This window comes from Devosia lucknowensis, from assembly GCF_900177655.1.
Taxonomy (GTDB): domain Bacteria; phylum Pseudomonadota; class Alphaproteobacteria; order Rhizobiales; family Devosiaceae; genus Devosia; species Devosia lucknowensis.
The window spans coordinates 2,278,813-2,299,249 of the sequence record NZ_FXWK01000001.1; the positions used below are offsets into that span (position 1 = coordinate 2,278,813).

Genomic DNA, 20,437 nt, shown 5'->3' on the forward strand with positions numbered 1-20,437 from the left:
GGGAGCGGTCGAGGACGGGCCTCAGACCGGCAAGGTCATTGAGCTCTCGCGCCTTACAGTGGCACTGAGCGGCAGGTCGGCAGATGACTGGCCGGCATGCAGGACAAAGTCTCCGGCTTCCACCACCCAGCACTTTTTCTCTGAGTCGAAGAAGGCGAAGGACCGTGCGTCGAGCGACAGTTCGACGCTTCGGCTCTCTCCCGCATCAAGCTTGAGCTTGCTGAAAGCCTTGAGTTCCTTTTCGGGGCGCTGGGCCGATGCTTCCGTATCGGAAACATAGAGCTGCACCACGGTCGAACCGGCACGCTTGCCGGTATTGGCGACAGTCAGCGTCACGGTCACGGTGCCGTCGGCCTCGAAACGGCTGTCATCGGCCTTGAGGTCGCTGAGCGTGAAGCTGGTATATCCAAGGCCGAAACCGAACGGATACAGCGGGGCCATGCCCACTTTGTCGTAGTGACGGTAGCCCACGAAGATCCCTTCTTCGTAGCGCACCTTGCCTTCGAGACCCGGATAGACCTCGCGGTCCTGGCTATGGGCCGGATTGTCGGCCCAGCGCACCGGGAAGGTTTGCGGCAGGCGTCCGCCGGGCTCGGCGGCGCCGGTCAGGACGTCGGCAATGGCATTGCCCGCTTCCTGACCCGGATACCAGGCCGAGACCACGGCCGCGACCTTGCCGGCCCACGGCATCTCGACTGGACCACCCGACTGCAGCACGACGACGGTGCACGGATTGACGGCCGCGATGGCTTCGACCAGCTCGTTCTGGCGCCCGGGCAGGACAATGCCGGGAAGATCGCTACCCTCGGTGTCCCACTCTCCGTTGCGGCCGATGAAAACCAACGCTGTTTCGGCGCCGCGCGCAGCGGCGACGGCGTCGGCAATCGCCTCGTCCCCGAGCGGCAGGCCGATGCCGCAGGCAAAGGCCGCCAAGCCGAGCGTCGAGAAATCCTTGGTGCAGAATTCGATCATCACCTCGTGGGCGCGACCCGCTTCAAGCATGATCTCGCCGACGACCTCGTCGCAGCCTTCCTCGAAGAAGGTGCGGCCCTTGGTCCAGTTCGACCAGGCATCGGCGATGAGCTTGCCGTCTACAAAGACCTTGGCGAAGCCGGCCGAATAGATGCCGACCTTGTGCACGCCGCTGGCTTCAGGTGTGAACGTACCCCGGACACGGGCCGAGAAGTTCAGCGCATCGACCTTCCCCTCGGCGACCTGGCCGATCCAGAACGTCTGCGCGTCTTCGATGCTGCCGCGATACACCGGTTCGCCCGAGAGGGTGAGGTTATCGAAATAGTCGACCGCAAATTCGCCGCGCAGGACCGGCTGGAACCGGTCGTTGGTGCAACCCTTGGCATAGTTCAACCGACCTTCGCCCAGGGCCGATACCAGCCCCTGCCATGGAGAGACCCGATAATGCGCGTTGAGCTGGGCGCTGCCCCCGCCCATGATCTGCGCTGTTTTGGCATTGGGTCCGATGACGGCAATCTTGCCTTCGCCCGCCAGCGGCAGAACGCCGTCATTCTTGAGCAGCACCGCCGCTTCCGCCCCTGCGCGACGGATCAGGGCCCGGTGTTCGGGCCGATCGTCTGCGCGTTCCTGGTGTGGACGGTGATCGTCGAGCGATCCGACACGTTCCATCAGCCGCATCATGGCGAGAACGCGATCGTCCAGCGTCTCCACCGTGACGGAGCCTGCATTGACGGCGTCGACCAGCTTTTGTCCGCGATCGCGGGGCGGTCCAGGCATTTCGAGGTCGAGACCGGCATTGACCGTCTCGGACGTGGAGTGCGAGCCGAACCAGTCGGACATGACGATGCCGTCATAGCCCCACTCGTCGCGCAGCACGGTACCCAGCAGCCAGTTGTGCTCGGAGGTGAATGTACCGTTGAGCCGGTTGTAGGAGCTCATGATGCCCCAGGTGCCGGCCTTCTTCACTGCCCATTCGAACGGGATGAGATAGATTTCGCGTAGGCTGCGCTCGTCGATTTCGCTCGAGATGGTCGTGCGTTCGATCTCGCTTTCATTGCCCACGAAATGCTTGATGGTCGCGCCGATCCCCTGATCCTGCAGTCCGCCGATATAGGCGACGGCCAGCTCCGCGCTCAGCAGCGGATCTTCCGAGTAGCATTCGAAGTTGCGGCCATTGGTGACCGAGCGATGGATGTTGACGGTGGGGGCGAGCAGCATATGCGCGCCCTTGGACTTCACCTCGTCGGCCAGCGCGGTGCCGATCTCGCGCGCCAGCTCCACGTTCCAGGTCGAGCCGATGGCGATCCCCACGGGAAAACTTGCAGACTTGACGCCACCGACCAGCGAACCGCCGCCACGCGCGCCGTTTGGGCCGTCGGAAACACGCAGCTTGCCGATGCCCAGACGCTCGATCGACGGTACCGACCAGAAGTCTTCGCCCGACAGGATCGCGACCTTTTCTTCAAGGGTCATCTGCTCCAGCAGCTGGCGAATACGCGTTGCAGTCATGTCTTTTTCTCCACCCGGGCTCATGCCTGGTTCTCGTAAATGTGGCCGTAGGTCTGGCGCAGGACGTTCTTCTGCACCTTGCCCATGGTGTTGCGCGGCAAGTCGGCGACAAAATGGACGGACTTGGGCTGCTTGTAGCGGGCCAGACGCCCGGTCAGCGCGGACATGATGTCGCTCTCGCTGACGGCTGCATCGGCCGAGCGCACCACGATGGCCGTGACGCCTTCGCCGAAATCGGGATGCGGCACGCCGATCACCGCGCTCTCGACGACCCCCGCGATCTGGTCGATCTCGGTTTCGATCTCCTTGGGATAGACGTTGTAGCCCCCTGATATCACGAGGTCCTTGCCGCGCCCGACGATATGCACGTAGCCCTCGTCATCGATCTTGCCGAGATCGCCGGTGATGAAAAAGCCGTCGTCCCGGAACTCGGATGCGGTCTTTTCCGGCATGCGCCAATAGCCCTTGAAGACGTTCGGCCCCTTGACCTCGATCATGCCGATCTCGCCCTGCCCCAACACCGCGCCACTCTCCGGATCGCAGATGCGGAGCGCCACGCCCGGCAGCGGATGACCGACGGTCCCGGCGATCCGCTTGCCTTCATAGGGATTTGAGGTGTTCATATTGGTCTCGGTCATTCCGTAGCGCTCGAGAATAGCCTTGCCCGTGCGCTCGGAAAACGCGCGATGCGTGTCCGCCAGCAACGGCGCCGAGCCGGAAATGAAAAGCCGCATGCCGGCCGTCTTTTCCTCGGTCAGTGCGCTTTCCTGCAGCAGCCGCGTATAGAATGTGGGCACGCCCATTAGGCAGGTGGCGGTGTCCATCAGCGCCATGATCCGCGCCGGCTCGAACTTCCCCAAGAAATCCATCGAAGCGCCCGACAGCATCGTCACGTTGCTGGCCACGAACAGGCCATGCGTGTGGAAGATCGGCAGCGCGTGGATCAGCCGGTCCGCTGCCGAGAACTGCCAATAATCGATCAGCGTCCTCGCATTGGACAGGAGGTTGTCGTGGCTCAGCATTGCGCCCTTGGAACGCCCTGTGGTGCCGGATGTGTAGAGGATCGCCGCAAGGTCATCCGGGCCGCGTTCGGCATCGCTGAAGTCGGTACCGACGGTCAGTCCCTCCAGCAGCGAACCGCCGCCGGTTTCGTCCAGCGTCTCCACGCGGCCGCCATGACGCTCGGCCAGCTGCGCGATGCCTGCACGGGCCTTTGGCGTCGCAACGACCAGCCGGGGCTCGGCGTCGCCGATGAAGTAGTCGAGCTCAGCCAACGTATAGCCGGTGTTGAGCGGCAGGTAGATCGCCCCGGCGCGCAGGCACGCCACATAGAGCATCAGCGCTTCGGGGCTCTTCTCGACCTGCACGGCAACGCGGTCCCCCGGCGAAACACCGAGGTCGACGAGGCGCTGGGCCAGCCCGGCGGTAAAGTCGAGGAGCTTGCCATATGTCCATGTCTGCCCTTCCGTCGTGACGATGAAGGGCGCCTCCCGTCGCGACGCGGCGGCACGGATGGCATCGAACATATGATTACCCATAAAGGGTCTCCTCCTGGGCTCCCGACGCACCGCTCAGGCGATGGCGCGTTCGGCAGCGACTTCTTCTTGTGTTGAGGTGGGGCGAGGATCGGGCAACAGGACCTGCACGGCGTCCGACGCCACTGTCTTGTCTTGCACCGCGAAGGCTTCGTGGTTCGAGCCGATTTCGTCCAGCTTGTAGAGGTAGTTCACCATCATGCCATGCGCTTCGCGCAGGCCACGTGGCGACAGATCCGCCAGGGCGTTGATCTGGTGCAGGCGCGCGCCATTGCCCAGATGAAAGCGTCCTACAGGATCGGGCAGGCGACCGTTGCTGCGGGCGCGCAGGAAATAGGCGGCCGTGGCAGCGCTGAGGGCCGGAGCCAGGGCCGCACGTTCCACCGGGTCGTTCTGCCAGTTGGCAATGTCGAGGCCATCGAGCTGGCCCAGCAATTCGTCGTCGAGCACCGATGGCGACGCGCGCTCCGCAGCCAACCATCGGGCAAGGCCGGGTACCGGTGAAAGCGTCACGAAGGTTTCGAGATTTGGCAATTCCCGGCGCAGGTCGTCGACTACCTGCTTGATCAGGAAATTGCCGAAGGACACGCCGCGCAGCCCGGTCTGGCAGTTCGAGATGGAGTAGAACACCGCCGTCCTGGCCTCGTCCGGCCGCACTTTCTGGCGGTTTTCGGTCAGCACGTCGGAAATGCGCTGCGGGATATCCGAGGTCAGGGCAACTTCGACGAAAATCAGCGGTTCATCGTTGAGTTGGGGATGGAAGAAGGCGAAACAACGCCGGTCGGAAGGCTGGAGTCGCCGGCGCAACTCGTCCCAGCCGCCGATATCGTGCACCGCCTCGTACTGGATGATCTTTTCAAGAATATTGGCCGGTGTCGTCCAGTCGATCGGCTTGAGGATCAGGAAGCCGCGGTTGAACCACGAGGTGAACAGATGGAGGAAATCGGCATCCACCGCCTTGAGCTCCGGATCATCGGCCATCGCCTTGAGCAGGACTTCGCGCATCTTCACTAGTGTCGCCGTGCCGCCCGACGCCAGGTTGAGCCGCCGCAGCAGCTCCTGTCGGCGCGGCTCGGCGGCATGGCTGAGCGCGGTCAGGGCGGCGGCGCTCCGATCCTGCCGATAGCGCTCGATCGCCACATCGAGGCGGGCGCGGTCAGGTCCGAAATCGCGGTTGAGAATCGTGAGGAAATCGCGCTGCCCCTCCTTATCCAGCCCCTGCCATCGCGCGAGAATGGACTGCGCGAGCGCCGTGCCCGACGCCTCTCCGCGGCTGGACACGAGGGCATCGAGTTCGTCTTCGAGGCTGGGAATGGCGACGGTGGGTGCAACATCGAGAGCAGCATTGTCCCACTGCCCGATCAGGCGACGACCCTTGATCGCCAGGGCTTGCAGCATGTCGTTCAAAAAGGAAGCGGCAGGCACTGTTTCCCTCCACATGTGAAACCATGCTGATGACCGAGGACTAAGACCTAAATTATGCAAAGTCAATTTTCTTGTATACACAAACTGCAATCTCGCATATTAAGCCAGCAACACGGGAGAGAGATGTGAGCGCCAACGCGTTCCATAAATTGCGCGACGAGATCGAGAACGGCATTGTCACGGGCGAATTCGCTCGGGGCGAACGCCTCGATGAGGTTCAGCTTGCGCAGCGTTTTGGCGTGTCCCGCACGCCGATCCGCGAGGCTTTGATGCAGCTCAGCGCTATCGGCCTCGTCTCAATCCGCCCCCGCCGCGGCGCGATCGTCGACGATCCGACGCCGGAACGACTGTACGAGATGTTCGAGGTCATGGCCGAACTCGAGGGCATGGCCGCCAGCCTCGCCGCGCGCCGGCACACCGTCGAGGACAAGCTCGCGCTCGAAGCTGCGATCCGCGCGTGTGAAACCGCAGCCGAAACCGAGGATGCCGACGCCTACTACTACGAAAACGAGGAATTCCACCGCCTCGTCTACGTGGCGTCGCATAGCGATTTCCTGCAGGACCAGTGCACCACTTTGCATCGCCGGCTCCGTCCCTATCGACGCCTGCAGCTGCGCGTCCGCAACCGCCTCAAGAATTCCCTGGCGGAGCACATCGCCGTCGTCGAGGCTATCCTCGAGGGCCGGTCGGATGACGCACGCCTGGTGATGCGCTCACACATTTCTGTACAGGGCGACAGGTTCAGCGACCTCGTCGCAAGCCTGCGTGCCGACGACAAAAAAACAGCAAAGACAGTCTGACCGACTGGGAGGAACGATGACGACCAGCACGACCCGCTTCATCCGCTAGGCCTGAACCCGCCGTCCAGCAGCGTCTCGTCCTGAGCACCGCACCGGCAATCACCAAACTCACAACGCACCCTCAACGGTAGCAATGCGGTCTCACATGGTGTGGGCCGCAGCCGGCTCTGCACGCCGGTAGGAGGAAAACATGAAGACCTTTATGCGCTCTGCCTTCGTGGCAGTCAGCCTGATGACCCTCAACCTGGCCGTGCCGGCCCTGGCACAGGACGATGACGCGACGACGCTCAGCCTCGCCAGCACCGTTGACAACAACAGCTTCGATGTCGGCGCCCTGCAGATTGGCCACCGCGTCCAGTACTGGATGCCGGTGTTCGATACGCTGCTGGTGCTCGATCCGCAGATGGTCGCCCAGCCCAATCTGGCAACCGAATTCACCTACAATGACGACAATACCGTCCTCAATCTCAAGCTGCGCGAGGGTGTGACCTTCACCGATGGCGCTGCGTTCAACGCAGAGGCCGTGAAGGCCAACATCGAATATATCCGCGATGCGGCTGGCCAGAACAGCTACATGGTCGGCTCGGTCAAGGACGTCGAGATCGTCTCCGACTACGAAGTGAACCTCGTGCTGAACGCCCCCGATCCGGGCCTCCTCGGATACCTCGGCATGGTCGGCGGCGCCATGGCCAGCCCGGCGACGCTCGGCACCGAAGCCAGCGCCACCACCCCGGTGGGCAGCGGCGCCTATGTGCTCGATGCCACCGAAACTGTTGCCGGTCGCCAATACGTCTATACGCGCAATGCCGACTACTGGAACAAGGACGCTTACCCGTTCGAAAAGATGGTCATCATTCCGATGAACGATCTTTCCGCGCGCCTCAACGCCCTCAAGTCCGGCCAGATCGACGCCGCTGCTGCCGACGCCAAATCCATTGCCGAGGCTGAAGGCGCGGGTCTCACTGTGAACGCCACCCAGGTCGACTGGCAGGGCCTCATCATCGCCGACCGCGAAGGCAAGGTCGTTCCGGCTCTCGCCGACGTCCGTGTCCGCCAGGCTCTCAACTTCGCCTTCGACAAGGAAGCTCTCGTCAAGCACTTGCTGCTCGATCGCGGCGCGGTCATCGACCAGCCGTTCAATCTGCAGAGCCAGGCTTTCGACGAGACGCTTGTGGGCACCTATTCCTACAACATCGACAAGGCGCGCGAGCTTATGAAGGAGGCTGGCTTCGAGAACGGCTTCACCGTCAAGATGCCCTCGACCCCCGGCTTTGCCTCCTATGAGCCAATCATCGAGCAGACGCTCAATCAGCTCAACATCACCATCGAGTGGGAAAAGGTGGCGGCCAATGCCTTTATCGCCGACCTGCTCGCCGGCAAGTATCCGCTGTTCCTGATGTCGCTCGCCAGCCAGACCGCCTGGATGGATTTCCGTCGCTTCGCCTTCGCTGAATCGCCTTGGAACACCTCGCATGTCGATGATCCGGCGCTCGATGACCTGCTGACAGCGGCCCAGCTCGCCACTGGTGAAGCCCAGGACGAGGCGATGAAGGCGGCCAACCGCTACATCACCGAAAATGCATTCTTCGCCCCCTGGTTCATGGTCGACGCCATCTACCTGACCGATGCGGACACCAAGGTGGAGATGCAGAACCAGAACATCGTCCCCTGGCCGCGCAACTTCGCGCCGGCCAACTAAGGAGCTTCTCCGATGCTCGGCTTTCTCCTCAGGCGCTTGGGCGCCGCCGCCATCCTCGTCTTCGTGCTGACCAGCCTCACCTTCGTGCTGGTGTTCAGTTCGGCGCAGAACGCGGCCCGCAATATCCTGGGAGAAAGCGCGAGCCAGGAACAGGTCGACGCGCTCAATGCGGAGCTGGGGCTAGATCAGCCCCTGCCCACTCAATATGTGACCTGGCTTGGCAAAGCCGTCACCGGCAATCTCGGGAAATCCTGGACCACCAATGAACAGGTGGCCTCGGCGATCGCCAACCGCCTGCCGGTGACCCTCTCCATGGTCATCACTGCCATAACGGTCATGACCGTCATCAGCGTTCTGCTGGGCGTCGCGGCGGCGGTGTATGGTGGCTGGCTCGATCGGCTCATCCAGTTCATCTCGGTGCTCGGCTTCTCGCTGCCCAATTTCTGGATTGCGCTGATTCTCGTCCTCACCTTCGCAGTTTCCCTGCGTTGGTTCCCCGCCACCGGCTATGTGCCGCTCACCCGCTCAGTCTCGGGATGGGCAGCATCCCTCGCATTGCCGGTGGCGGCCCTCGTGGTCGGGGGCATCGCCTCGGCCGCCCAGCAGGTGCGCGGCGCCGTCATCGACGTGCTCGAGCAGGACTATATCCGCACCCTGCGGGCCCGCGGCGTCTCGCCGGCCTCCATTCTCTTCCGCCATGCCCTGCGCAATGCGACCCCGCCCGCCCTCACCGTCCTCTCGCTGCAGTTCATCGCGCTGCTTTCGGGCGCCGTGATCATCGAGCGTGTGTTCGCCATCCCCGGCATGGGCTCGCTGACGGTCGATGCGTCGCTCTCAGGCGATACGCCCGTGATCATGGGCATCGTTATTGTGCTGGTGCTGCTGGTCAGCCTCGTCAATCTCCTCATCGACCTGGCCAATGCCTGGGTCAATCCGAAGGTGCGCCTCAAATGAGCACTGCCGCAGCCGCTCCCGCAGCGACCAATCCCACCAAGGGCGCCCTCAAGGCCGTTTTGCGCAGCCCCCTCGGCATTGCCGCCAGCCTCGTGCTCGTCGTCATGGTCCTGGCCGCTGTGCTGGCGCCGTTTGTTGCACCCAACAATCCGGGCAATGTGCGCCTCGACATGATGAACGGAGCCGCCGATACCTCCTACTGGCTCGGTGGGGACAGCGGCGGTCGCGACATTTTCAGCCGCCTGCTCTTTGCCGCGAGGAACACGCTGCTTGGAGCGCTCGTCGCCGTCGGCGTCGCCACCATCCTCGGCGTCACCACCGGCCTCATCGCCGGCTATTTCGGCAAGGCCTTCGACTTCATCGCCGGCTGGGTGTCGGACGCGCTGATGGCCCTGCCCTCGCTCATCGTCCTCCTCGCCTTCTTCAAGGTCCTGGGCTCCTCCGTCTATCTCTCCATGGCCGTCTTCGGCGTCATGCTGGCGCCGGGCTTTTTCCGGCTGACGCGCAATCTCGTCATGGGCGTCAAGAACGAGCTCTACGTCGATGCCGCCCGCGTTTCCGGCCTGTCGGATGCCCGCATCATCGCCCGTCACATCCTGCTCGTCATCCGCGCGCCCATCGTCATTCAGATCGCCATCGTCTCGGGTGTCGCCATTGTCATCCAGTCCGGTCTCGAATTTCTGGGGCTTGGCGACCCGCGCACCCCGACCTGGGGCGGCATGCTGCAGGACGCCTTTGCCAACATCTACGTGGCGCCAACCTCGATCCTGTGGCCAGGCCTCGCCATCTCCCTGACCGTCGCCTCGCTGGTCCTGCTCGGCAACACCATGCGCGACTGGATGCAGAAATCCTCGTCCGGCGGCCACGGCGCCCGTGCCAGGGCCCGCAAGCTCGCAGCGAGCCGCGCCCTCACGCAAAAGCCGGTAGCGCTGCCTCCGGCCGATACCATCCTGCGCATTTCCGATCTCGTCGTCGGCTACGACACGCCGTCAGGTCTCAAGGAAGTGGTCAAGGGCGTCAGCCTCGAACTCAAGCGCGGCGAAACACTCGGCCTCGTCGGCGAAAGCGGCTCGGGCAAGACCCAGACGGCCTTCTCCGTCCTCGGTCTTCTGTCGTCCGGCGGCCGCGTGGTCTCGGGTTCCATCGTCTTTGACGGCCAGGACCTGACCAGTCTAGACGAAGCGTCCATGCACAAGCTGCGCGGCAAGCGCCTCGCCTATGTGCCCCAGGAGCCGATGAGCAATCTCGATCCGGCCTTCCGCATCGGCTTCCAGCTCGTCGAACCCATGCGCACTGTTCTCGGAATTTCCGAAGCCGAGGCGAAAAAGCGCGCCCTGGCGCTGTTGGCCCGAGTCGGGCTCCCCGATCCCATGCGTGCCTTCAACGCCTACCCGCACGAGATCTCGGGTGGCATGGCCCAGCGTGTCCTCATCGCCGGCGCCGTCTCCTGCAATCCCGACCTGCTCATCGCCGACGAGCCGACTACCGCCCTCGACGTCACCGTCCAGGCCGAAGTGCTCAAACTCCTGCGCGACCTCAAGGAAGAGTTCCACATGTCGGTCATCCTTGTGACCCACAATTTCGGCGTCGTCGCCGATAGCTGCGATCGGGTCGCCGTCATGCGTGATGGTCGCGTGGTGGAGGCATCAGACGTTACCAACCTGTTCACAAATCCGCAGCACGACTACACCAGGATGCTGCTCGGTTCGACGCTCGAGAACTCGACGCCGCCCGCCTATGTCCCGCCCTCGTCGACAGGAGTTGCGGCATGACGATCCAACCCATCCTCACCGTCCGCGACCTCGTCGTCGAATTCGGCGCCAAGGGCCTCAAGCGCCGCGGCTTCCGCGCTCTGCATGGCGTGTCCATCGACGTTCGCCCCGGCGAAACTGTTGGTCTGGTTGGAGAATCCGGCTCGGGCAAGACCACCCTCGGCCGATCGGTCCTCGGCATCGGACCGGTGACATCGGGCGAAATTACTTTCGACGGACATGACATCGGCAAGATGACACCGCGCCAGCGGCGACTGAGGAACATCAATATCCAGGCGGTCTTTCAGGACCCCTACACCTCGCTCAATCCCTCGATGACCATCGAGGACATCCTTGCCGAACCGCTTGTCGCGACCGGCACCATGGCCCGTCCGCAAGCCCTTGCGCGCGTTCGCACTTTGCTCGATCAGGTGGCGCTGCCCTCCGATGCCGGTCAGCGCTATCCCCGCGAGTTCTCCGGCGGACAGCGCCAGCGCGTTGCCATCGCCCGGGCCCTGGCGCTCTCACCCAAGCTCATCGTCTGCGACGAACCGGTCTCTGCTCTCGACCTGTCAACGCAGGCCCGCGTCCTCGACCTTTTTGTGGATATCCAGAAGGAGACCGGCGTTGCCTATCTCTTTGTCAGTCATGACCTTTCCGTCGTCCGACATATCAGCCACCGCGTCGCCGTGATGAGCCGCGGCGAGATCGTCGAGTATGGCGATTGCGATCAGGTCACCGCACGCCCCGAACATCCCTATACCCGCCGCCTGATGCTCGCTGCTCCCGTGGCCCACCCCATCCGCCAGATTGAGCGGCGCAAGGCCTTCGAAGCCCTCGCGGCCACGTCGTAAACAAGCCAACAGGATCGCGGCATGAGCGTGATAAGCCTTGAGATTGAGACCGACATTCCCTTCGCCAATGCGCAGGCTTTTGGCGAACGAGGAGCCTACCGGCTGATCGAGGGTTGCGCTCATCTCGCCATCGGGGGCGAGGCCATCGGTGCGGACGGCATCTACACGCCGGCCAGTATCACTACCGGGCCCGACGGACTGATCCACGCCTGGGGCGATTTCTCCATTCTCGCTCCCGCCGATCCCACGATGGCCAATGGCACGCTATTGGTCGAACTTGTGAACCGCGGCGGCAGGCGCCTGCTGCACACCTACAACAACGGGCCGATGACCAACCTGCCCCGTCGTCCCGCCGATGCGGGCAATGGCTGGTTGCTCAAGGAAGGCTACACTCTTCTCTCAGTCGCCTGGCAGGGTGACGTGTTGCCCGGCGACGGTCGTCTGACCATGAGCCTGCCCGGCTATACCGACGATGCCCCTACCCGTATCGCAACGGAGTATGTCGTCTTCGAGGAAGGGATTTCGGTCGTCCCCCTTTCGGGCATGACCAGCATGCGCTCCTATCCCGCTGCGTCGCTCGATACATCCCGCGCCCGTCTGACCCGGCGGCGCTATCCGGACAGCGCGCGCGAGGAGATTGCCTCGGACGCCTGGGCCTTCGAGCGGGTGGAAACGTCTCCCGGCGGCAAGCTCGGATTTCCTCCACCCGAAAACGCCATCTGGCCCAGCGACAGCCATCTGCGCCTTTCCACCGGTTTTCGTCCGGGCTGGATCTATCAGCTGGAATACGATGCCACCGGCGCCCTCGCACTCGATGTCGGCTTTCTGGTCATGGGCGAACTGGTTTCGTTTCTCCGGCACGAGACCGATGGCAATCCGCTTTGCGGGACCATCTCCCGCACCATAGGCGCAGGGCGGTCACAGGCCGGTCGCGCTCTTCGCGAATTCCTCTGGCGCGGCTTCAATGCCGATCACCGGGGCCGGCGGATCTTTGACGGCGCGCTGCCCCACATCGCCGGGGCAGGCAAGATCCCCATGAACCGCTATTCCAATCTGTCGATCGCAGCGGCGCGGGACTATGAGGACCACGACAACCCCTCCGATCTCTTCCCCTTCTCCTATGCGCGGTCGACCGACCACCTGACGGGCGCGCAAGACGCCATTCTCAAGCGTCCGCCGACCGATCCAAAGGTCATCCACACACAAAGCTCTGCCGAATACTGGCACCGCCGCGGCTCCCTGGTACACACAGACACTGCGGGCAACGATCTGGCGCAACCAGACGATGTGCGCGTCTACCTCTGGACGGGATCGCATCACACGCCGTTCTCCCCGCCGATGAAGCCGGTCGCAGGACCGTGCGCCTATCTCATGAACAATGTCATCACCGCGCCCTTCGACGTCGGGACTCTGGTCCTGATGCAGGCCTGGCTGCGGGATGGACAGCAACCGCCGGCGTCCCGCATTCCCAGTGTCGGTGACGGCACGCTGGTGCCGGTGGCCCGCTATGTCGAGAGTTTTCCCGGCATAGCGGGATCAATTCTGCCACGGGATGTCAACGCCCTGCCGCTGATCGACTACGGCGCAGACTTTGCCCGCGGCGGCGCCGCACCCGCCAATCCGCCTCTCGGCGAAGGCTCCTACACCGTTCTGGTCCCTGCGGCTGACCGAGATGGCAACGATATCGCGGGTATCCGTCCGCCCATGCTCTCGGCGCCTCTGGGAACCTACACCGGTTGGAATTTGCGAGGCCCCGGTCACGCCCAAGGCAAGATGTTCCCGTTCATGGGCGCCTACCTCCCATTCCCGGAAACGCCCGAGCAGGCTGCGCTGACGGCCGATCCGAGACCAGATATCCTGACCCGCTTTCCCACTCCGCAGAGTTATCAAAGCGCCATCTGGGCTGCCGCCGAAATACTTCTCGCCGACGGCTTCATAATCGCCGGCGGCCTGGAGGAATTCGTGGGCTACTCGGCCAACTGGGGCGCCATCAACCACGTCCATTCCCTCTGAACCCGAGGCACGGCGCGCGGGAGTTCAGACCCGCCGATCTCAGCGCTATCATATTGTTTGGGGCAACTTCGGTCGCCCTCGTTGGTTTGTGCCTCTGACACAAGGAGACACACCATGGCGCATGTGACCTACGACGTGGTCGAACACGACGGCGGCTTTGCCTACAAGGTCGGAGACGTCTTTTCCGAAACCTATCCCACACACCGGGCGGCCCATGAGGCGGCCCTTGCAGCCGCTCAGCGCCAGCAGGTCGCGGGCGACAGCGAGGCTATCCAGTATCAGGACAGCAAGGGCCAGTGGCACGAAGAGCTGGCGCAGGGCGGCGACAGGCCGGAGACCGATGTGGACGACACGCTCGAGGATTGACGCCCCGAGCGTGCCCGTTCGCTACTCGACCAGGTCGAGCATCTCGACCGGCGGGCCGGGGAAGCGGCTATAGTCCGTCAGCGTGGCGCTGTCGCCCAGGAGATCGTGGACCGCGCGCGCTGCCTGATCGATGGCCGAATGCACATAGGCATAGGCACCGGAATCCGAATTGGCGATCGCCACGCGTCCCCACGGCTGGCGCGCCGTCTCGATGGGCAGCGGACCATCGGGCCAGAACTGATCCCATGGGCGCATGTATTCGAGGGCGTAGCCGTGGCTCCAGCGGTTGCAGGTGATCCCCTCGATGTCGCGGGCAGCATCGAACCCGTGAGCCCCGAGCGCCCGCTGCAGCATGTCGCGGATCTCGCGCTCCATGTCCTCGAACGAAATCTGCGTCAGCGCATGCCGCCCGGCGGCCGCCTGCTCGCGCGCACTCATTGACGGATCGCCGGTCAGCGGGATTTTGCTCAGGTGCAGAATGATCGGATCAGCCGGCTCCTGGGCAAAACGGTAGCTGCCCATGGAGACGGGGAAATCGATCTCGGCGCCCTTCCAGAAACCCGTCGGGTCCGAGAAGCCGGCGATCTTGGCCTTGTCCAGCGCTTCCCAATTGCGCAGCTGCACATTGGTATAGATGAGCGGGATCTTGTGCTGGTCGTTGAGGGCCTCGACCTGCTCGGCGCCGAGTTCGTCGGTCAGGTAGGGGATAATGCGGTGCCAGCAGGCAAGCACGACCTGCTCCGCAGCGACAGTCTGGAGCGTGTCACCCTCGAGGTAGGTCACCGTCACGCCGGTCGCGGCCTCCGGTTCGCCGTCGTGCTTGACGCGGACCACGGATGCATTGAGGCGCAGGCGCACCGGATTGCCCTCGACATCGAGCTGCGCGTAGTCGACGGAGGTCGTCACCAGGTCTTCCATCGTCGTGCCGGGCAAAGCCTCGGGGATCAACGTGCGCACCAGCGAGCGGGCCACGCCCGCATTGCCGTCGGGGAAGTGGTAGATGTAGGGATCGGGGTCAGTGAGCGCGAGACGGCCGGAGGGGCTCATGGTCTTGTAGGGCCGGTCACCCAGATCCATGCCGTCGAAGCCGGGGTTCCAGTTGCCCCATGCATCGAGCGCCGTGGTGCCGTCGATGCCCATGCCGAAATAGGCCTCGGTCGAACGCTGAAAATATTTGACCAACTGCGGATCATAGCCGCAGATTTCGGTCAGGAAGTCGGCATAGGTGGTCTGCGCCAGCTGCTCGAACTTTTCCTCGCGGCTCTTGCCGGCAAGGTAATCGGGCGGAGAGTCCAGAAGCTCGATCAGATTGGCCTTCGCTTCGTCGTTGAGCGGCGTCGCTGGCACCCATTCGGCAGCGCTGTCGGCGGTCACAACAAGCACGTCCTCTGCCATGTCCCAGTCTTCCTTGCGGAAGAGGATGGCATCGCCCAGGCCGCGCTCTTCGTGCCAGTCGCGATCGTAGTATGTTTCGAACTTCTCGTACTCGACCCCGATGTCGGCGAGCAGGTCTTTGACCAGCGGCGAAAAATAGGTCGGTGTCTGCAGCGACTGCGAACCGCCATAGCCGATCAGCGTCTGTCCGTTGCTGGCGACGAACTCGTTGCGCCGCGCATGACCGCCGAAATCATCGTTGTTCTCGAGGATCAGGATGGTAGCGTCAGGCTTCTGCCGCTGGAACAAGCGGGCCGCCGCAAGCCCGGAAATGCCGCCACCAACCACGACCAGATCGTAGCGCTCGCCCGTCTCGGTCACCGTCGGGGCAGAATCCCAGAACGTCCCGTCCCGCACCGCATGCATGACGTTCATCGCCGTTTCGCTGTGACCGCGAAGGCCGGTCAGCTTGCTTGGATCACCACCGGCGGGAGCCGCTCCCTGCGCGAAAACGCCTTTCGGCATAAGGGCCGTCGCAGCGACACCAGCCGTGGCCATGGCGACACCGTTCAGAAAATCGCGGCGCGAGATCGGCCGATCCATACCCAGTCTTCGATCGCGGTCCGAAAAGCTCATTGCGTTTGTCCTTCAACGGTTTGCGAGCAAACATGCTGGGAATTGAAGGACCTGGCAATGGGTTGAACGAGGATGAACCGCGCGATTGCGCATCCCCACCGCGTCCGCATCACCAATCCAGGAAAACAAAAACCCCCGGTTTCCCGGGGGTTTGATTGGTAGCGAAGCCCAGATTTGAACTGGGGACACACGGATTATGATTCCGCTGCTCTAACCAACTGAGCTACTCCGCCCCAAGGGGCACCGGCAACGCCGATGTGGCCTAATTAGGTTTAGGCACTTGTCCTGTCAAGCATTGCCACGTGCGCTCCCGGATTTTTCCAGACTGAGCAGCATGTCCCGCGCCAGGGCCAGGTCCGCCTCGAACTTGGCGCGCTCGACCTGTCGGCCTTCGGCATCGGGGATGCGCAGCAGATAGGATGGATGGTTGGTCACCAGCAGCATCGATCCGTCAGGCATTTCAATGGGTTGACCACGCAGCTTGCTGATGGTGACGCTGGCCTTGCCAAGAAGACTCTGGGCCGCCGTGGCACCCAGCGCAACCACGAGACGGGGCTTTACGAACTGCAGCTCGAGGTTGAGCCAGAATTTGCAGGCCTGGACCTCGCCGCCATCGGGCCGCTGGTGGATGCGGCGCTTGCCGCGCGGCTCGAATTTGAAGTGCTTGACGGCATTTGTCACATAGATGCGCTTGCGATCGATGCCGACCTTTTCGATAGCTTCGTCAAAGACTTGGCCCGCAGGGCCGACGAAGGGGCGCCCGGCCAGGTCCTCCTGATCACCCGGCTGTTCGCCCACGAACATGACCTGCGCCTGCTCCGGCCCTTCCCCGAAAACGGCCTGGGTCGCCTGTTCGTAAAGGGGGCACCGGCGGCAGTCCTGAACCGCCTCGCGCGCGGCGGCGAGCGACGTAAGTTCATGGTTTTGCTGAACTTCCGGTTCTCTTGCCTTGCGACGCAGATGATGGGCCGGGGGCTGCGTTGCGGCACGCTCTATCATCTCCTGCTCCATCGCTTTTGCGTTTCGAATCAAGGGGCTAATGATCTCGGCCTCGGGCAGGTTGCGCCAGTATTTGACCGGCATTTCGCTCTTCATCATCGAGACCTTTAGACGGGCCGGATTGAAGATCGAGGCGTAGTAGGTCTTCCAGTCATCCTCCACGGCATCCTCGGCCGGCACATCGCCCTTGTTTCCGCCCGGCCCGAATTCGATTTTTTCCATGTCCCACCAAGCACTTGCATAGGGGGTAACAATGCCCCAGCGCATGCCCGCAAAGCGCCGCGCGAAGAATGGAGCGGTCGCTTCCAGCACGTAGTGGTCGGGCTCGAACCAGGCGAGAAAGGTTTCGCCGTTTTCGCTCAAAACCGAGCGAAATCTCACGAAAGCTTTCATCTTGTGTGCGTCTCGCCTCACCGCAGAAGCCATATTCGTTAGCAGACTGTTATCTTTATCGCCGGCGTTGCTGAGAAGACGCGGATCGGCCTGCAATCGCCACAGCACGCGATAAAGAATGGCGAAGCGTTCCAGATTGGAATGCTGGATAACTTCGTGTGCAAGATCGATGAACGATCGCGGCACAGTGCCGACCGGACCGTCGGCTGTAGGCAACATGTCGTCGCCTGCCTCGAACAAACCATTCTCGTCCGAAGCGGCCCGCCAGACCAGTTGGCTCGGTGGCATGCCGGCAACAAGCAGGCGGCGCGCCTTGTCGCGCCACTCGGAAAAGTCGTTCAGCTTTTGGAGGCGAACGGCGAGCATCAGAAGAGGCTCAGCTGCATGGGCGCCGGCGTCAGCTTCTGGCGCAATTTGCCGTCGTCGAGCGCCGAACCTGGCGTCCAGTCCGAACAGATGATGAAGGGGCGCACTTTGTCGATGGATGCGGCCATGCGCGCCACATCGGCCAACGACAGGCGATGATGACGGCGCGACCGTATGATCCGGTCGACCGCATTGATCCCCAGGCCCGGCACGCGCAGCAGCCGCTCGCGCTCGGCACGATTGACGTCGACAGGGAACTCCTGCCGGCGCTTCAGCGCCCAGGCCAGCTTCGGATCGATCGCGAGATCAAGATCGCCGCCCTGCCCGCCCGCAACGATCTCGGGAACATCGAACCCATAAAAGCGGATCAGCCAGTCGGCCTGATAGAGTCGATGCTCGCGCATCAGCGGTGGCGGCTTCAACGGCAGCTTGGCGCTGGCATCGGGTATGGGCGAGAACGCGGAATAATAGACGCGCTTCAGCTGGTAGCCGGAATAGAGCCCCGCCGCGCGATTGAGAATGGCAGCATCATTGGCGCCATCGGCGCCGACGATCATCTGCGTCGACTGCCCCGCGGGAGCGAATTTCTGTGGTTTGGCCTTGGGCTTTCCTTCCAGCTTTGCCTCATCGAGCTTGCCGCGAAGCCGGGCCATGGCAGTCCGGATTTCGGACGGGCGCTTTTCCGGCGCGAAGGTTTCGAGCGCCGAGTCCGTCGGCAATTCTATATTGGTGGACAGGCGATCGGCCCAGCGTCCCGCCTCGACCAGCAGTTCCGGCGCGGCATTGGGAATGACCTTGAGGTGGATATAGCCCTGGAAGAGGTGGACCTCGCGCAGCGTCCGGGCGACGCGGACCATCTCCTCCATCGTATGGTCGGGCGATTTGATGATGCCCGAAGAGAGAAACAGCCCCTCGATGTAGTTGCGGCGGTAAAAATCGAGCGTCAGCTGCACCACTTCGTCCACCGAAAAACGTGCCCGCTGCACGTTCGAGGACGACCGGTTGATGCAGTAGGAGCAATCGTAGATGCAGAAATTGGTCAGCAGCAGTTTGAGGAGACTGATGCAGCGGCCGTCCGGCGCATAGGAATGACAAATGCCACTGCCTTCGGTGGAGCCAATACCCTTGGTCCCGGCCGAGTTGCGTTTTTCGCTGCCGCTGGAGGCGCAGGAAGCGTCGTACTTGGCAGCATCTGCCAGAATGGCAAGCTTGCGCGTAAGGTTCAGGGCGACCATTGTTCATCCTTTGTTCCAGATGAATAGCTGGCTTGGTCCGCAAGCGCATGTCAAAATGACATATGTCCGGATTTTGTGATCGGGGCGGGGAGAGACACATGGATGTTCTGGCGCGACTGCCCGCCGACCGAGCGGTGACGCTGATTGCCGAATTTACCGCGCGCCCTGGCAAGGCCGACGCGGTGGACGCTCTTCTTGCAGGCCTAGCCCAGAAGGTGCGGCAGGAACCGGGCAATATCGTCTTCGACTGTCATCGCCGGTTGGACGATCCCGCGCGGTTCGTGGTCTATGAGGTCTATCAGGACCGTGCTGCTTTCGAAGCACATATCGGCGCCGATTACGGTGCGGTCTTCAATGCGGCGCTGCGTGAGCTGATCACCGAACCCAATTCGGTCCTGACGTTTCTTCAACCGCTATCGACCATCGTTCAATAATCGACACCAATCCGTCACGACTGGCTTGCTAGGCAAGCCTTGGTTCCTTTCATACATTCCCTCTCGAAACACGGCGCCGGGCGCCGCGACGAATGGGAGTTTTGGAAATGACCCTCGAACTTGGCGGCATCCATCACCTGACCGCTGTAACGGCCGACGCGCCGAAAAATCTGCAGTTTTACACCCAGACGCTGGGCATGCGCTTGATCAAGAAGACGGTGAACCAGGACGATACCTCGGCCTATCACCTGTTCTACGGCGATGGCGTGGCCTCGCCCGGCGCGGACCTGACGTTTTTCGACTTCAACACCCTGCGCGAGCAGCGCGGCAACCACACCGTGGGCCGCACCGGCCTGCGCGTCGATAGCGCGGAAACGCTGCAGTGGTGGAAGGATCATCTGCAGTCGCACAATGTCGGCACCTCAGGCATCAAGGAACGCTTCGGCCATGTCTCGCTCGATTTCGAGGATTTCGAAGGCCAGCGCTTCCGCCTCGTCGTCGACGAGAAGAACAAGGTCATTCCCTGGGGCAAGTCGCCCGTGCCGGAAGACAGGCAGATCATCGGCCTCGGGCCGATCACCCTGTCGGTCCCCGCGCTCGAACCCACCGACGCCATGCTGACCCGCGTCATGAACATGCGGCAGGTGAGGCACTATCCGGCCCGCGAGCGCAATGGCGAAGTCTTCGTCTATGAAATGGGTCCGGGCGGCCCGGCCGCCGAACTGCATGTCTCGGTTGACCCGAGCCTGCCGCGGGCCCGGCCCGGTGCCGGTGGCGTCCATCATGTGGCGTTCCGCACTCCGGACCAGGATTCGCTGCGCGAGTGGATCGAACGGGTGAACAGCTTCGGCATCCGCTCGTCGGGCGAAGTCGAGCGGTTCTACTTCACCTCGCTCTATTTCCGCGAGCCCAACGGCGTGCTGTTCGAAATTGCAACCGACGTTCCCGGCTTTGCCGCCGACGAGCCGATGGAAAGCCTCGGCGAAACCCTGAGCCTGCCGCCCTTCCTGGAAGGTCGGCGCGCCCAGATCGAGGCGGGATTGAAGCCGCTGGTTTGAGCCCTGGGGGAAGAACCCCCACCTGACCTCCCCCTGAAGAAGGGGGAGGGATGCATCGAGTGCG

At 62.9% G+C, this 20,437-nt stretch carries 15 protein-coding genes and 1 tRNA gene; 9 read left to right on the forward strand and 7 right to left on the reverse strand.

Annotated features, from left to right (window positions below):
• Window positions 1-21 precede the first annotated feature (21 nt).
• Genes CCK88_RS11245 through CCK88_RS11255 form a run of 3 tightly spaced genes read right to left on the reverse strand, consistent with a single transcriptional unit; the run spans window position 22 to window position 5,441 of the window.
• The gene (locus CCK88_RS11245; protein WP_086470923.1) at window positions 22-2,481 is read right to left on the reverse strand and encodes a beta-glucosidase; all 2,460 of its coding nucleotides are present in this window, start codon (window positions 2,479-2,481) and stop codon (window positions 22-24) included.
• 20 nt (window positions 2,482-2,501) lie between these two features.
• The gene (locus CCK88_RS11250) at window positions 2,502-4,019 is read right to left on the reverse strand and encodes a malonate--CoA ligase (RefSeq protein ID WP_086470513.1); all 1,518 of its coding nucleotides are present in this window, start codon (window positions 4,017-4,019) and stop codon (window positions 2,502-2,504) included.
• 33 nt (window positions 4,020-4,052) lie between these two features.
• Entirely contained in the window at window positions 4,053-5,441 is a 1,389-nt protein-coding gene (locus CCK88_RS11255) for a malonyl-CoA decarboxylase (RefSeq protein WP_086470924.1), read from the reverse strand.
• Window positions 5,442-5,566: 125 nt separating this feature from the next.
• Here CCK88_RS11255 and CCK88_RS11260 point away from each other — a divergent pair, with 125 nt between their 5' ends.
• The 7 genes from CCK88_RS11260 to CCK88_RS11290 all read left to right on the forward strand — a co-directional run bounded on the left by CCK88_RS11260 (window position 5,567) and on the right by CCK88_RS11290 (window position 13,878).
• Window positions 5,567-6,241 carry a GntR family transcriptional regulator gene (locus CCK88_RS11260; protein ID WP_086470514.1) on the forward strand — a complete coding sequence of 225 codons (675 nt, stop codon included), beginning with the start codon at window positions 5,567-5,569 and terminating at the stop codon, window positions 6,239-6,241.
• A gap of 190 nt (window positions 6,242-6,431) precedes the next feature.
• Window positions 6,432-7,940 (forward strand): ABC transporter substrate-binding protein, encoded by a 1,509-nt coding sequence (locus tag CCK88_RS11265; protein WP_244557475.1) that lies wholly within the window; start codon window positions 6,432-6,434, stop codon window positions 7,938-7,940.
• A gap of 12 nt (window positions 7,941-7,952) precedes the next feature.
• On the forward strand, window positions 7,953-8,894 hold the full coding sequence (locus CCK88_RS11270) for an ABC transporter permease (protein WP_086470516.1): 942 nt from the start codon (window positions 7,953-7,955) through the stop codon (window positions 8,892-8,894).
• Window positions 8,891-10,666, forward strand: coding sequence for a dipeptide/oligopeptide/nickel ABC transporter permease/ATP-binding protein (locus CCK88_RS11275; RefSeq protein ID WP_086470517.1), 1,776 nt, complete (start codon window positions 8,891-8,893; stop codon window positions 10,664-10,666). Before CCK88_RS11270 ends, CCK88_RS11275 begins: the two co-directional genes overlap by 4 nt.
• Window positions 10,663-11,499 carry an ATP-binding cassette domain-containing protein gene (locus CCK88_RS11280; RefSeq protein ID WP_086470518.1) on the forward strand — a complete coding sequence of 279 codons (837 nt, stop codon included), beginning with the start codon at window positions 10,663-10,665 and terminating at the stop codon, window positions 11,497-11,499. The genes CCK88_RS11275 and CCK88_RS11280 overlap by 4 nt, the downstream gene beginning before the upstream one ends.
• Before the next feature lie 21 nt (window positions 11,500-11,520).
• Window positions 11,521-13,512, forward strand: coding sequence for an alpha/beta hydrolase domain-containing protein (locus CCK88_RS11285; RefSeq protein ID WP_086470519.1), 1,992 nt, complete (start codon window positions 11,521-11,523; stop codon window positions 13,510-13,512).
• Between the two features lie 114 nt (window positions 13,513-13,626).
• Window positions 13,627-13,878: a hypothetical protein gene (locus CCK88_RS11290; RefSeq protein ID WP_086470520.1), complete on the forward strand. Its 252-nt coding sequence runs from the start codon at window positions 13,627-13,629 to the stop codon at window positions 13,876-13,878.
• Between the two features lie 21 nt (window positions 13,879-13,899).
• On the opposite strand, the gene CCK88_RS11295 is transcribed toward CCK88_RS11290, so the two are convergent.
• From CCK88_RS11295 to CCK88_RS11310, 4 genes are all read right to left on the reverse strand, one after another.
• Window positions 13,900-15,888 carry an NAD(P)-binding protein gene (locus tag CCK88_RS11295; protein ID WP_086470521.1) on the reverse strand — a complete coding sequence of 663 codons (1,989 nt, stop codon included), beginning with the start codon at window positions 15,886-15,888 and terminating at the stop codon, window positions 13,900-13,902.
• A 156-nt stretch (window positions 15,889-16,044) separates the two neighbouring features.
• Window positions 16,045-16,121, reverse strand: a tRNA-Met gene (locus CCK88_RS11300).
• Between the two features lie 55 nt (window positions 16,122-16,176).
• A complete protein-coding gene (locus CCK88_RS11305; protein ID WP_086470522.1) occupies window positions 16,177-17,646 on the reverse strand; it encodes a UdgX family uracil-DNA binding protein in 1,470 nt (489 codons plus the stop codon).
• A complete protein-coding gene (locus tag CCK88_RS11310; RefSeq protein ID WP_086470523.1) occupies window positions 17,646-18,881 on the reverse strand; it encodes a putative DNA modification/repair radical SAM protein in 1,236 nt (411 codons plus the stop codon). The genes CCK88_RS11305 and CCK88_RS11310 overlap by 1 nt, the downstream gene beginning before the upstream one ends.
• Before the next feature lie 98 nt (window positions 18,882-18,979).
• Here CCK88_RS11310 and CCK88_RS11315 point away from each other — a divergent pair, with 98 nt between their 5' ends.
• Together CCK88_RS11315 and CCK88_RS11320 are read left to right on the forward strand one after the other, a co-directional pair.
• A complete protein-coding gene (locus CCK88_RS11315) occupies window positions 18,980-19,315 on the forward strand; it encodes a putative quinol monooxygenase (RefSeq protein WP_086470524.1) in 336 nt (111 codons plus the stop codon).
• A 107-nt stretch (window positions 19,316-19,422) separates the two neighbouring features.
• Window positions 19,423-20,373, forward strand: a complete 951-nt coding sequence (locus CCK88_RS11320) for a ring-cleaving dioxygenase (RefSeq protein WP_086470525.1) — start codon at window positions 19,423-19,425, stop codon at window positions 20,371-20,373.
• The last annotated feature ends 64 nt before the right edge of the window (window positions 20,374-20,437 follow it).

Coding starts and splice junctions, on each gene's coding strand:
- CCK88_RS11245 (WP_086470923.1), bottom strand. CDS start 2,481: ATGACTGCAACGCGTATTCGCCAGCTGCTGGAGCAGATGACCCTTGAA.
- CCK88_RS11250 (WP_086470513.1), bottom strand. CDS start 4,019: ATGGGTAATCATATGTTCGATGCCATCCGTGCCGCCGCGTCGCGACGG.
- CCK88_RS11265 (WP_244557475.1), top strand. CDS start 6,432: ATGAAGACCTTTATGCGCTCTGCCTTCGTGGCAGTCAGCCTGATGACC.
- CCK88_RS11270 (WP_086470516.1), top strand. CDS start 7,953: ATGCTCGGCTTTCTCCTCAGGCGCTTGGGCGCCGCCGCCATCCTCGTC.
- CCK88_RS11275 (WP_086470517.1), top strand. CDS start 8,891: ATGAGCACTGCCGCAGCCGCTCCCGCAGCGACCAATCCCACCAAGGGC.
- CCK88_RS11280 (WP_086470518.1), top strand. CDS start 10,663: ATGACGATCCAACCCATCCTCACCGTCCGCGACCTCGTCGTCGAATTC.
- CCK88_RS11285 (WP_086470519.1), top strand. CDS start 11,521: ATGAGCGTGATAAGCCTTGAGATTGAGACCGACATTCCCTTCGCCAAT.
- CCK88_RS11290 (WP_086470520.1), top strand. CDS start 13,627: ATGGCGCATGTGACCTACGACGTGGTCGAACACGACGGCGGCTTTGCC.
- CCK88_RS11295 (WP_086470521.1), bottom strand. CDS start 15,888: ATGAGCTTTTCGGACCGCGATCGAAGACTGGGTATGGATCGGCCGATC.
- CCK88_RS11305 (WP_086470522.1), bottom strand. CDS start 17,646: ATGCTCGCCGTTCGCCTCCAAAAGCTGAACGACTTTTCCGAGTGGCGC.
- CCK88_RS11310 (WP_086470523.1), bottom strand. CDS start 18,881: ATGGTCGCCCTGAACCTTACGCGCAAGCTTGCCATTCTGGCAGATGCT.
- CCK88_RS11315 (WP_086470524.1), top strand. CDS start 18,980: ATGGATGTTCTGGCGCGACTGCCCGCCGACCGAGCGGTGACGCTGATT.
- CCK88_RS11320 (WP_086470525.1), top strand. CDS start 19,423: ATGACCCTCGAACTTGGCGGCATCCATCACCTGACCGCTGTAACGGCC.